We start from the raw sequence: 12,717 nt of genomic DNA on the forward strand, positions 1-12,717 counted from the left end.
TGACATAGAAGCATTTACGATATAACATTTTCAATTGACGAATGCCAGGCGATCAATATTCGTCCCAACTTTTAATCACGATCTCACCCGCCCCTACTTTACAAACCGCGTAAATAAAAGCACTCGCCAAGCGGGCATTCGTTATCAACGGAATATTATAATCCACCGCCGCCCGGCGAATTTTATAACCATTATCAAGTTCTCTTTTCGTATGGTTTTTAGGTATATTGATCACCAAATCCACTTTTCTCTCTCTCAAAAATTCCATGACATTCGGCTTCTTGTCCTCATCCGGCCAATACAGAACAGTAACCTCTATTCCATTCTCTTCAAAGAATTTTGCCGTACCTTCCGTAGCATAGATGGCATATCCTTTTTCCTGTAACATCCGGGCAGAAGTTAGCAGCTCCACTTTCGAACGGGAAGGGCCTGAAGAGATTAAAATATTCTTACAAGGAATCCGGTGTCCGACAGAAAGCATACTTTTCAATACCGCTTCATAATAATTCTCCCCTATGCAACCGACCTCTCCGGTAGATGCCATATCAACCCCCAATACCGGATCTGCCTTTAATAACCGGGCAAAAGAAAATTGGGAAGCTTTGACTCCCACGTAATCCAAGTCAAAGACCGATTTATTCAAAAACTCCACTTTTTCTCCCAACATGATCCGGGTAGCCATATCTATAAAATTATATTTCAATACTTTTGAAACAAACGGAAAACTTCGCGATGCTCTTAAATTACATTCTATCACTTTAATATCATTATCTTTCGCCAAAAACTGCATATTGAAAGGACCGGAAATATTCAACTCCTTCGCGATCGACCGAGCTATTTTTTTTATCCTCCGTATAGTTTCTATATAAAGTTTTTGAGCCGGAAATACAATGGTCGCATCCCCCGAATGGACCCCTGCAAATTCGATATGTTCACTGATAGCGTAAGCTTTGATCTCACCGTCCTGAGCAACTGCATCGATCTCGATCTCTTTCGCCTGTTCTATAAATTCGGAAACCACCACCGGATGATCCTTAGAAACTTCAGCTGCCAGTTCAAGAAAATATATCAACTCCTCCTTATTCGATACCACGTTCATAGCAGCTCCGGAGAGCACGTAAGAGGGACGTATTAAAACAGGAAAACCGACCTTATCCACAAACTGATAGATATCCTCGATACTTGTCAATTCACTCCACCGCGGCTGGTCTATACCCAGTTCATCACACATAAAAGAAAATTTTTGCCGATCTTCCGCCCGGTCGATAGACTCCGGAGAAGTTCCCAGGATAGGTACCAGTTGCCCGTGCAAACGCATAGCAAGATTATTGGGAATCTGTCCTCCCGTAGAAACGATCACTCCTTTAGGCCTTTCGAATTCTACGATATCCATTACCCGCTCAAAAGAAAGTTCGTCAAAATAGAGTCGATCGCAAATATCGTAATCCGTACTCACCGTCTCCGGATTGTAATTAATCATTACCGAACGATAACCCGCTTTACGAATCGAATTCAAAGCACTAACCCCACACCAGTCAAATTCGACACTACTCCCGATACGATAAGCTCCAGACCCTAACACGATAACAGAACGGTGATCGTGCTCATATTCAATATCATTAGCTTCTCCGCCATAGGTTAGATAAAGATAATTGGTCAATGCCGGATACTCGCCGGCCAACGTGTCTATCTGTTTTACACATGGCAAAACACCTAATTTCTTACGATAACTTCTGATTTTTAACATCTTCTCATGAGGTGAAAGAGAGGAGTCCCGAATCACCAAACGACCGATCTGGAAATCCGAAAAACCGTATCGTTTGACTTTTCTTAAAAATGATTTATCTATACTTGTCTCTTTCTCCAAAGATTCCAACTCTTCTTTCAGCAAATGGATATTTTCCAAACGCTGAAGGAACCATCTGTCAATACGCGTTTTTTCATGGATTTGTTCCACGCTATATCCTTTATCAAAAGCAGCCGCAATAGCAAAAATACGAGTATCCGTAGGATGAATGAGCTCTTCATCGATATCCTTTACCCTTACCCCATTACCGACAAAACCGTGCATCCCTTGACCGATCATTCGAATTCCTTTCTGAATCGCCTCCTCAAAAGACCTCCCTATGGCCATAATCTCCCCCACACTTTTCATAGAAGAGCCTATCAGCTTGGAAACACCTCCAAACTTATTTAAATCCCAACGCGGAATTTTACAAACCACATAATCTAAAGCAGGTTCAAAACAAGCCGTTGTTATTTTAGTCACCGAATTTTTTATTTCGTGTAATCCGTAACCCAATCCCAATTTTGCCGCAACAAAAGCCAAGGGATAACCGGTAGCTTTTGAAGCCAAGGCACTCGATCTGGACAATCTGGCATTTACCTCTATCACCCGGTAATTTTCCGAATTCGGATCCAATGCATATTGTACATTACACTCCCCGACGATACCTATATGCCGGATTATTTTGATAGCAATGGCTCTCAGTTTATGGTACTCACTATTACTCAGCGTTTGGGAAGGAGCGACTACGATACTTTCGCCGGTATGAATGCCTAACGGATCAAAATTCTCCATATTACAAACAGTAATGCAATTATCGTATCGGTCTCTGACAACCTCGTATTCGACCTCTTTCCATCCCTTCAACGACTCCTCCACCAGAACCTGAGGAGAATAAGAAAAAGCACTCTCTAACAGCCGTTTAAACTCGTCCATAGAGGAACAAAAACCGGACCCTAATCCTCCCAACGTATAAGCAGCTCTGACAATCACCGGGAAACCTACCTTTTGAACCGCAGCGATAGCTTCTTCCATCGTACCTGCCGCAATACTTTTAGGAGTACACACCTGAATTTCAGATAATTTACGCACAAAAATCTCTCGGTCTTCCGTATCAATAATCGCTTGCACGGGAGTTCCCAATACCTCTACATCATATTTTTTTAAAATTCCCATCCGATGTAAAGTAATCCCGCAATTTAAAGCCGTTTGTCCGCCGAAAGAGAGAAAAATACCATCAGGACGCTCCTTCTCTATTACTTTTTCTACAAATTCGGGAGTCACCGGCAAATAATAAATTTTATCCGCTACTCCTTCCGAGGTCTGTACCGTAGCAATATTAGGATTAATCAACACGGAATAGATTCCTTCTTCCCGTAAAGCTTTCAAAGCCTGTGAACCTGAATAATCAAATTCTCCCGCTTCCCCGATCTTTAAAGCTCCCGAACCTAAAAGTAATATTTTCTTTATCTCTCTCATCATCATCTATTTTACAATGTTCAAATTCTAATTATCTATCCGTTCTCTCCATGGCTCTTATAAAATCGTCGAATAGAAATTCCGTGTCTACAGGTCCACTCGAAGCCTCGGGATGAAATTGTGTCGAAAAAAAGGGTTTCGTTTTATGCCGGATTCCTTCATTCGATCCATCATTTACATTCACGAAAAGAGGTTCCCACTCTTTCGGCAAAGTTCTTTCATCTATAGCAAAACCGTGATTTTGCGATGTAATATAGCAACGTTGGCTACCCGGTTGCACGACCGGTTGATTATGGCCTCTATGCCCGTATTTCATCTTGTAGGTTTGTGCTCCCGCAGCCCGAGCCATCAATTGGTTTCCCAAACAAACACCCATTATAGGAATACTCTTTTCCAACATAATCTTTATGTTTTCTATGGTTTTACCACACATGGCCGGATCTCCCGGACCATTGGATAAAAACAAGCCATCGTATGTTTCCCGTGTAAAATCGTGATCCCAAGGAACTCGTTTTATCGCAACATCCCGTTTCAGCAAACAACGCAATATGTTATTTTTCACACCACAGTCCACAAGCAATACTTTATACTTTCCATCTCCATACTCCATAATTCCCTCCGTAGAAACCTGCGCAACAATATTATCCTTATTCGGATCATAGAAAGGAACCTCTTTCCCATCAAATACGATCTTCCCTAACATGGCTCCATTTTCCCGCAATTTTTGTGTTAATGAACGGGTATCTACACCGAAAATTCCGGGAACTTTTTGTTCTTTTAACCAATCTCCCAGATTTTTTCGCGAGTTCCAATGACTGTATTGAAAAGAGTAATCGGAAATCACCAAAGCGCTACAATGAATTCGGTCCGATTCAAAAAATTTGGAAATACCATCGCATTCATCATCCACCGGAACCCCGTAATTCCCAATCATCGGATAAGTAGGTACTAAAATCTGACCCTTATAAGAAGGATCCGTCAAACTTTCGGGATAACCCGTCATTGCCGTATAAAAAACAACTTCCCCGGAAACCGATTTCTCGTAACCAAAGGAAGTTCCTTCATAAACAGTCCCGTCTTCCAAAACCAGACGAGCATTTTTTAAATCATGCATATTTATTCTATTTCAATACAGATTATGATTAATTTTCGGCAAAAATAGGGGTTATTTTTGAAGATTCAAAGCATATTTATGTGTTACAACAAATAAATATGCAATTTTTATTCTCCCTATTGAAAATCAAACTATTTTATTTACTTTTGTATAGTGCAATACACAGAATAATATGGGAAACAAAACAAAACGTTTGTTGATCATCCGTAAATTAATTGATAACGAACAGATCAGCTCGCAAGAAGAACTTCTATACAGATTAAAGCAGGAAGGAGTGGAAGCTACTCAAAGTACATTATCGCGCGATTTGAAATTTATGAGAGTAGCCAAGATACCGCATAAAGACAAAGGTTACATTTATATCATTCCTGATAATATGCAAAGCGAACCATCCGATGAAAAAGCATCTACCATCGTTACCGACGCTATTCTCAGCATTGATTTTTCCCAAAATATTGCCGTTATTAAAACTTTACCCGGATATGCCAAAGCCGTCACCGTCCTTATCGATAGCGGAAATTATTTTGAGGTGTTAGGCACCATTGGAGGAGACGACACGATCCTCGTCGTTATGCGGGAAGGAGTAAATCGAAACGAATTGCTGGATACTCTATCTTCCATTCATCCCAATATCCATTCATTGTATAAATAACATTAACAAACTAATAATATCTGTAAATATATCTATAATATTACCTTTATACAAAGCTATTTTCAATTTTCAATCGGCAATTTTGAATTATATCGAAAATAGTTTGTAAACTTGCATCCCGAATTTTCAAAAAAATAAGATGGAAACGATATATAAAAAATCACAATTGACCGCCTTAATTGAAAAATTGAAGAATGAGGGAAAAAAGGTGGGATTTGTACCTACGATGGGTGCGTTACACGAAGGACATATATCACTCGTCAAAACCTGTAAACGAGATAATGATATAACGGTCGTCAGTATATTTGTAAATCCGACACAGTTCAACGATAAAGAAGACCTGAAAAGATATCCGAGAACCGTTGAAAAAGATACCGTTCTTTTGGAAAAGAACGGTTGTGATTATGCATTCGTACCTGACGTAGAAGAAATTTATCCTGAAGAAGATACGCGTTTATTCGATTTCGGATATGTTGAGACTGTTATGGAAGGAGCAAAGCGTCCGGGGCATTTTAACGGAGTAGGACAAGTTGTCAGTAAATTATTCGATATCGTCAAACCCCACCGGGCTTATTTCGGAATGAAGGATTTCCAACAAATCGCCGTTATAAAAAATATGGTAAAACAATTGCATTATAACTTGGAAATCATACCATGCCCTATTGTCCGTGAAGCGGACGGCTTAGCCATGAGTTCAAGAAATACGCTTCTTAAACCTTTGTACAGGCAAAACGCACCTCACATTCATAAGGTACTTCAAAAAGCAACCGAATTAACCGGCAAGATGAATGTGGAGGAGTTGAAACAATGGGTGATAGGCGAAATCAACAAAAATCCCTATTTGGAAGTGGAATATTTCGAAATCGTAGACGATACGGATCTGCGTCCTATCGAAGATTGGAACGAAAACAAAAACAAAGTCGGTTGTATTGCCGTGTATGCCGACAAAATCAGATTAATTGATAACATCGTATTTTAACCATTCATCACAAATACCACGAATATGTTCATAGAGGTCGTTAAATCCAAACTTCACAAGGTGACCGTAACCGAAGCAAATCTCCAGTACGTGGGAAGCATCACCATTGACGAAACTCTGATGGAAGCAGCCAATCTGATCGAAAACGAGAAAGTACAAATCGTAAATGTGAATAACGGAGAAAGATTGGATACTTATATTATAAAAGGAGAACGTAATTCAGGCATTGTCTGCTTAAACGGACCCGCCGCGCGAAAATGTGCAGTCGGAGATATAATCATAATTATATCTTACGCCATGATGGATTTCGAAGAAGCTAAAAAGCATAAACCTACTCTGGTCTTTCCTGAAACAACAACGAATAAATTGATATAGCATTATGGATTATTTGCCGTATATAAAAAATAAAATAGCAAGAACGCAGGAAGAAGCGTCACGTACTTTAAGTTTATGGAGATTCAAAGACGAAAAAATCGTCTTCACGAACGGTTGTTTCGATATTCTCCACAGAGGACATATCGAATACTTGGCACAAGCAGCCAACCTCGGCACCAAGTTAATTATCGGACTGAATTCGGACGCTTCCGTTAAACGCCTGAAAGGTGAAAACAGACCCGTAAACGATGAAAATGCCAGAGCTTTGGCTCTCGCTTCTCTCATCTTTGTCGATGAGGTTATTCTTTTCGACAGCGATACTCCCTATGATCTCATCGACTATGTTCAACCCAATGTGTTGGTAAAAGGCGGCGATTATAATCCGGAAGAGATAGTAGGTTATGATATAGTTAAAGCAAAAAACGGGAAAATCATCACCATCGACTTCGTTGAAGGTTATTCCACCACTTCCATTTTAAACAAGATATAACAGATACGATATTATTTCAAAGAGTTGACCAATTACTTTTGGTCAACTCTTTTTTTATCCCCATACCTTGTGAAAAAAAAGTGTATTAAAACCGAAATAAAAAGAATAAAATCATTTTGATTTTTCATTCCGATACTCTTGTAATAATAAAACCCGGAAATACAACAATGTTTTCCATTTTTAATTTGATTTGTTTATACAAATTATTAACACGAACGTCTTACTCATTTACAAAAGATTTATTCAACGTAAATACAATTAACAACTGTGAATAACTAAGTAATTTCACTATAAATCAATATATTATTTATAAAAACCTTGTGAGTAAATTCACGACCTTTTTTTAATAACGAATAAAACAAGCGATACATATATATTTTACTACAAATACTCACATGCTATTATCATAATCAATTTACTTTTTAAATAAAGAGAAAATATAATAAGAATAAGAGAAGAATAACTTCCTTTCCAAAGGTATTTTTCGCATAAATATTTTTGTAAATAAGATTTTTATTTGCGAAAGGATTTTTATCAGATTCTTTCGTAAAAATTCCCTATCTTAGCACGATTTATTATGATAGGGTAATACTGTATTATTTAAAGAGAAAAATGAGAGTGAATATAATCAACAAATCGAAACACGCTCTTCCGGAATATAAAACGAATTTTTCCGCCGGAATGGACATTCGTGCTAATTTAGAGCAATCCATCATGTTAAAACCTTTGGAGAGAAAGCTGATACCGACAGGACTTTTTATAGAGTTGCCAGAGGGATATGAAGCTCAAATCAGACCGAGAAGTGGTTTGGCTCTAAACGAAGGAATAACTGTTTTGAATGCGCCGGGAACTATCGATCCTGATTACAGAGGAGAAATAGGTGTTATTCTTGTTAATCTTTCTCACGAAATGGTTCAAATTAACGATGGAGACAGAATTTGTCAAATGGTCATACAAAAGTTCGAACAAGTGGAACTTGTTAAGGTAAAAGCTTTAAATGAAACGGAGAGAGGCGAAGGGGGTTTTGGTCATACAGGTAAATATTAAAACGACATAAAAATATAATGATCAAATCATTACTTACATTTCTATTTATTGGATGTACTGTTTTATCTTTTGCTGATAAAAAAAATAGTGTAAGTGTTACTTTGGACGACGATAAAAAAGTAGCGTTTGACTACGCTTTTATGGAGGGGATAAGGTACAAAGTATTAGGAGATTTTAAATCTGCCTTATCTTATTTTGATCAATGTATGAAAATTGATCATAAAAGTGCGGCAGTACGTTATGAATTGGCTTCCATTTTAGTATTGACGGATAATTTGGATATTCCTTTGAAATTGATGCGGGAAGCCGTAGAGTTAGAATCTTCTAATATTTGGTTTAAAATTTTGTTGGCCAATATATTGGAAAAAAAATCGATGATAGATCAGGCTTGTGTCGTTTATGACGAGTTAATAAAGCAATATCCGGAACGGGAAGATTTTTACCTGATTGAAACTAATTTGTTAACCTCTGTGGAAAAATGGGAGGAAGCTATAGCTGTATTGGATCGGTACGAAAAACAGTTCGGTCCTTCGGAAATTTCTTCCGTGGAAAAGGTAAAGCTGTATGCCAAAGCTAAGAATATAAAAAAAGCTTCTTCAGAGATTTTGAAGTTGATCAAGAAATATCCCGGCAAGAGCGATTATTTAGGATTATTGGCGGAACTTTATTTGTCAAATGATCAAGAGAAGAAGGGATTACAGGTATTGAACAAATTAATGGAAAGGGATCCTTCCAATGGTTTTGTTCTTTTTTATCTGACGGATTATTATTTGCAAAAGAAGGATACGTTACATGCTGATATTTATTTGAGAAAGGCCTTATTGAACGATAATAACGATAATAATTTTAAGGTACAGTATCTTTTGAAATTGCTCGTTAACTCTTCCGATTCGTTTATGTCGGATAGAAGGATACACGAATACATGGGGTTATTACTGGAGAAATACGATAACGATTTAACCGTTAGAACGCTTTATGCGGATTTATTGAGGAAAGACAACAAACTGAAGGAGAGTGCAAACGAGTTGGAATTTGTATTGTCTAAGGATAAAAATAACTATTTGATTTGGGAAGAGTTATTACTGTTGTATAGTCAGTTGGGCGATACTGTTTTGATGTATGACAGAGGAAAAGAGTGCATGGAGTATTTTCCGAATCAACCTTTGCCTTATGCAATGGTCAGTTTACCTTTGATGATTCAAAAGAAATATGAAGATGCTTTGGTTTATTTGAATAAAGGTCTTGAATTATCTCCCGAGAATTCTCCTATGAAAGCTCAATTTTATGCTTATTTAGGCGAAAGTTTTTACGTTTTGGATAGTGTCGAACGCGCTTTCAAAATGTTCGACGAGGTCTTGAAGATCAATCCGAACGACATTATGACTTTAAATAACTATAGTTATTATCTCTCTATCCGGAACGAACGATTGAACGATGCCGAACGTATGAGTGCAAAAACGGTTTCTGCCGATCCGAATAACCCTACTTTTTTGGATACTTATGCCTGGGTGTTGTTTAAGCAGAAAAGTTATTCGTTAGCCAAATATTATATGAATATAGCGATTGAAAAAAGTCAATCGCCTTCAGCTGTTTTATATGAACATTATGGTGACATTTTATACATGAACGGGGAGAAGGAAGAGGCTGTGAAAATGTGGAAAAAAGCGTTAGAGTTGGGTGGTGAAGAGTTAAGTAGTGAATTAGAAAATAAAATTGAGCATGGATTATTGATTGAAAATGAGAAGTAATTTATTTATTTTATCGTTGGTTGTTCTTTTTATTTCTTGTCATTCGACAAAAAAATTGCCAAAGCAAAGGGAACTTGAAAACATTTCAGAGGGAAGATTATTTAAAAATATTGTTGAAAATGAATTGGATTTCCAGTCTTTGTATTCGAAGAAAATGGATATTTCTTTGAGCACGAAGAAAAAATCGAATAGTCTGAAAGCCACGATGCAGATGAAAAAAGACAGTTTTATTTGTATCTCCATGTCGGCATCGCCTCTTGGTATTAATGTGGCTCGTTTACTGTTGACTCCCGACAGCATAAAGTTCGTTAACTTTCATGATAAAGAATATTTTATATCGGATTATAGTTATTTTTCCAATAGGTTCGATTTAAATTTAAGTTTCGATTGTTTTCAACGGATTCTTTCGAATTACTTTTTTAATTTTGAATCCTGTACATCTTTGAACGATAGAACTAAACGATATAAGTTCGATAAGTCGGGAAATAATTATTTACTTTATACCTTAGAGGAGAAAGCGTTGGGTAGAAAGTTGAAGAAATTATATAAAAAAAGGAGGAAAAACAAGGAATATTCTTTGATTTTGCAGGAGATTCAGATAGATCCGGATTATTTTAGACCTTGTTTCGTCTCCATCAAAGATATAGAAGAGCAGATAGGGTTGAATGTAAAGTATGATGATTTTAAAGACTTCGGCGGATATCTGTATCCTGGAAAGATTCTTTTCAATCTCTATATGGAATCGGATCCGGTTGAAGTTAAAATTGTTTTTGACAGATTGGAGTTTGATGTAAAAGTAGAATCGAATTTTAAGATATCCAGTAAGTATAAACGAATTTATTGATGGTGGTTGTGCGTTATATATTGATTTTTTTGTTTCTGCATGTTTCCGCTTTTTCCTTTTCTCAATCTATCGATGAGGTAAAGAAAAAGAAAGAACAGGCAGAAAAGGAAATCTCGTATTTGAATAAATTGTTGAATTCTACTCGGAATAATCGTTCGACTACTTTACAAAAGCTGACTATAATCAATCAAAAGATAGTGAAGGGAAAGGAGATCATTCAATCGCTGAATGATGAAGTCTCCTATCTTGAAAAACTGATTACGGATAACGAAAGGATAAAGACTCATTTGGAATCGAACAGACAAAAAATGATGGATTTTTACGCGAAGATGGTTTACGAAACCTGGAAGAAAAAAAATCAGTCGGATAAATTGGTTTTTATTTTTTCTTCGACGACTCTTATGCAAGCCTATGCGCGTTATAAATACTTCGATCAGGTACAAGATTATTCCAAACGGCAAATAGAGCTTATAAAGGCAGCTAACGATTCCTTGACGACTGTCAATAATAAGCTGAATCTTTTGGTTTCGGAAAAGAACGGGAAACAAAATCTTATTGTTGCAAAGAATGCAGAATTAATACGAGAGCAGAATCAGGCTAACAGTTATGTAAACGAATTGAAGAAAAAGGAGAGGGAGTTAGATAAAAAGTTGAAAGCCGAAATTAAAAAAAGGGAAGTTTTGGCCAATAAACTGAAGTCTTTGATAGCCGCACAGGCTAAAAAGTCCGGTAGTAAGAATTCTAACTATAAATTAACACCGGAAGAGAAACTTATTTCGGATGATTTCGCTAAAAATAAGGGAAAATTGCCTTGGCCCGTTGAGGAGGGATTCGTATCGGAAAAATTTGGAGTGAACGTTCATCCTCTTTTTAAACAGGTTAAGTTGACAAATGACGGAATAACCGTTACGACGTCAGCCGGTGCGGATGTCAGATCGGTTTTTACGGGAACGGTTGTCGAAATCATGTTTATACCGGGGTATAATAACGTAGTCATGATTAGGCACGGTAATTACTTGACACTTTATTCGAATATAATAAAAGTTTATATCAGAAAGGGAGATGTAATTAAACTGAAGCAAAAAATAGGTAAATTGGCCTCTGATAATGAAAGTAGTAGTACTTTGAATTTTCAGATATGGAGGGATAAGGAAAAACTGGATCCTCAGTTATGGTTGTCACCCTGGTAGCTTTGCAGAGACGGTTTTTAAAATTTTTATCTATTTGATGAATTGATATTTAAATTTTTTTTGTTTAAATTCGCTATACGTTAAGCTGTGTATATGCGGTTTTAATTGTGATTGAGATTTGAGTGGATATTGTTATTGTGTTGGTAAATTTAATATGAACTATTTCATTTTAGTTGGTGATGGACAAATTAGAATTTTCAATTACTTCAGAGATTGGAAACATCGTTAAAGTAGAAAATTTCATTGATTACTTTGTCGATGTGTATCATGTTGAACCTGAGGTATTCGGTAAAATCAGTCTGTGTGTTATTGAAGCGGTCAACAATGCTATTTTATATGGAAATAAGCTCGATCCTTCAAAGTATGTAAAGTTTTTTGTACGTGAAGACGACGGTAAGCTTTGCGTAACGGTAAAAGATGAAGGAGACGGATTCGATTACAATTATATTCCGGATCCGACCTTGCCGGATAATATCGAGAAAGATGCCGGACGCGGACTTTATTTAATGAAAACCTTGTCAGATGATTTGATTTTTGAAGACAACGGTTCTAAAGTGACATTGGTTTTCAATTTATAAATTGTAATGAGTGAAATTTTCTTTTTTAATGAGGGGTGTGAATTGCCGTTTTTTCTATTGCCGGAAAAGATAAGAAAATGGTTGGATTTAGTCGCTTCCGATTACTCTTGCCGTATAGGAACCATTTCTTTTGTTTTTTGTGATGATTCTTATATTTTGGATGTGAATAAAAAGTATCTGAATCATGACTATTATACGGACGTAATCACCTTTGATTATAGAGAAAATGATATCCTTTCAGGAGACGTTTTTATCAGTTTGGATACCGTACAATCCAATGCTTTGGAATTTAGTACGACTTTTGAAAACGAATTGAATCGTGTTATGGTACATTCGGTTCTTCATTTAATAGGTTTTAAGGATAAAACGGATGAAGATGCTAAATTGATGAGGAAGAACGAAGATCATTGTTTAGGATTGCTTAAAACGCTATAA

12 protein-coding genes are annotated in these 12,717 nt (G+C 36.9%); 10 read left to right on the forward strand and 2 right to left on the reverse strand.

Annotated features, from left to right (window positions below; translation table 11 throughout):
• Positions 1 to 52 precede the first annotated feature (52 nt).
• Both carB and carA read right to left on the reverse strand, forming a co-directional pair.
• Positions 53 to 3,268, reverse strand: coding sequence for a carbamoyl-phosphate synthase (glutamine-hydrolyzing) large subunit (gene carB / locus BN3283_RS12540; RefSeq protein ID WP_059027261.1), 3,216 nt, complete (start codon positions 3,266 to 3,268; stop codon positions 53 to 55).
• 28 nt (positions 3,269 to 3,296) lie between these two features.
• Positions 3,297 to 4,379: a glutamine-hydrolyzing carbamoyl-phosphate synthase small subunit gene (gene carA / locus BN3283_RS12545; protein WP_041503183.1), complete on the reverse strand. Its 1,083-nt coding sequence runs from the start codon at positions 4,377 to 4,379 to the stop codon at positions 3,297 to 3,299.
• Positions 4,380 to 4,551: 172 nt separating this feature from the next.
• Here carA and argR point away from each other — a divergent pair, with 172 nt between their 5' ends.
• The 10 genes from argR (at position 4,552) to ybeY (ending at position 12,717) form a co-directional block, all read left to right on the forward strand.
• A complete protein-coding gene (argR, locus tag BN3283_RS12550) occupies positions 4,552 to 5,031 on the forward strand; it encodes an arginine repressor (RefSeq protein WP_041503184.1) in 480 nt (159 codons plus the stop codon).
• Positions 5,032 to 5,170: 139 nt separating this feature from the next.
• Positions 5,171 to 6,010: a pantoate--beta-alanine ligase gene (gene panC / locus BN3283_RS12555; protein ID WP_059026828.1), complete on the forward strand. Its 840-nt coding sequence runs from the start codon at positions 5,171 to 5,173 to the stop codon at positions 6,008 to 6,010.
• Between the two features lie 24 nt (positions 6,011 to 6,034).
• Positions 6,035 to 6,385: an aspartate 1-decarboxylase gene (panD, locus tag BN3283_RS12560; RefSeq protein WP_041503186.1), complete on the forward strand. Its 351-nt coding sequence runs from the start codon at positions 6,035 to 6,037 to the stop codon at positions 6,383 to 6,385.
• Between the two features lie 4 nt (positions 6,386 to 6,389).
• Entirely contained in the window at positions 6,390 to 6,875 is a 486-nt protein-coding gene (gene rfaE2, locus BN3283_RS12565) for a D-glycero-beta-D-manno-heptose 1-phosphate adenylyltransferase (RefSeq protein WP_059026829.1), read from the forward strand.
• 612 nt (positions 6,876 to 7,487) lie between these two features.
• Positions 7,488 to 7,922 carry a dUTP diphosphatase gene (gene dut / locus BN3283_RS12570; RefSeq protein WP_041503188.1) on the forward strand — a complete coding sequence of 145 codons (435 nt, stop codon included), beginning with the start codon at positions 7,488 to 7,490 and terminating at the stop codon, positions 7,920 to 7,922.
• A 206-nt stretch (positions 7,923 to 8,128) separates the two neighbouring features.
• On the forward strand, positions 8,129 to 9,670 hold the full coding sequence (locus BN3283_RS12575) for a tetratricopeptide repeat protein (RefSeq protein ID WP_286137670.1): 1,542 nt from the start codon (positions 8,129 to 8,131) through the stop codon (positions 9,668 to 9,670).
• Positions 9,660 to 10,514, forward strand: coding sequence for a lipoprotein insertase outer membrane protein LolB1 (lolB1, locus tag BN3283_RS12580; protein ID WP_059026831.1), 855 nt, complete (start codon positions 9,660 to 9,662; stop codon positions 10,512 to 10,514). Before BN3283_RS12575 ends, lolB1 begins: the two co-directional genes overlap by 11 nt.
• The gene (locus BN3283_RS12585; protein WP_041503191.1) at positions 10,514 to 11,704 is read left to right on the forward strand and encodes a murein hydrolase activator EnvC family protein; all 1,191 of its coding nucleotides are present in this window, start codon (positions 10,514 to 10,516) and stop codon (positions 11,702 to 11,704) included. The genes lolB1 and BN3283_RS12585 overlap by 1 nt, the downstream gene beginning before the upstream one ends.
• Positions 11,705 to 11,883: 179 nt before the next feature.
• Positions 11,884 to 12,282: an ATP-binding protein gene (locus tag BN3283_RS12590; RefSeq protein ID WP_041503192.1), complete on the forward strand. Its 399-nt coding sequence runs from the start codon at positions 11,884 to 11,886 to the stop codon at positions 12,280 to 12,282.
• A gap of 6 nt (positions 12,283 to 12,288) precedes the next feature.
• Positions 12,289 to 12,717, forward strand: a complete 429-nt coding sequence (ybeY, locus tag BN3283_RS12595) for an rRNA maturation RNase YbeY (protein ID WP_059026832.1) — start codon at positions 12,289 to 12,291, stop codon at positions 12,715 to 12,717.

The sequence above is a fragment of the Gabonibacter massiliensis genome (genome assembly GCA_001487125.1).
Taxonomy (GTDB): Bacteria; Bacteroidota; Bacteroidia; order Bacteroidales; family Marinifilaceae; genus Gabonibacter; species Gabonibacter massiliensis.

Bases quoted from the DNA above. Each gene is read 5' to 3' on its own strand.
- BN3283_RS12575 (WP_286137670.1), top strand. From the start codon at position 8,129: ATGAAAATTGATCATAAAAGTGCGGCAGTACGTTATGAATTGGCTTCC.
- argR (WP_041503184.1), top strand. From the start codon at position 4,552: ATGGGAAACAAAACAAAACGTTTGTTGATCATCCGTAAATTAATTGAT.
- panD (WP_041503186.1), top strand. From the start codon at position 6,035: ATGTTCATAGAGGTCGTTAAATCCAAACTTCACAAGGTGACCGTAACC.
- BN3283_RS12585 (WP_041503191.1), top strand. From the start codon at position 10,514: ATGGTGGTTGTGCGTTATATATTGATTTTTTTGTTTCTGCATGTTTCC.
- carA (WP_041503183.1), bottom strand. From the start codon at position 4,379: ATGCATGATTTAAAAAATGCTCGTCTGGTTTTGGAAGACGGGACTGTT.
- lolB1 (WP_059026831.1), top strand. From the start codon at position 9,660: ATGAGAAGTAATTTATTTATTTTATCGTTGGTTGTTCTTTTTATTTCT.
- BN3283_RS12590 (WP_041503192.1), top strand. From the start codon at position 11,884: ATGGACAAATTAGAATTTTCAATTACTTCAGAGATTGGAAACATCGTT.
- panC (WP_059026828.1), top strand. From the start codon at position 5,171: ATGGAAACGATATATAAAAAATCACAATTGACCGCCTTAATTGAAAAA.
- dut (WP_041503188.1), top strand. From the start codon at position 7,488: ATGAGAGTGAATATAATCAACAAATCGAAACACGCTCTTCCGGAATAT.
- ybeY (WP_059026832.1), top strand. From the start codon at position 12,289: ATGAGTGAAATTTTCTTTTTTAATGAGGGGTGTGAATTGCCGTTTTTT.
- carB (WP_059027261.1), bottom strand. From the start codon at position 3,268: ATGATGAGAGAGATAAAGAAAATATTACTTTTAGGTTCGGGAGCTTTA.
- rfaE2 (WP_059026829.1), top strand. From the start codon at position 6,390: ATGGATTATTTGCCGTATATAAAAAATAAAATAGCAAGAACGCAGGAA.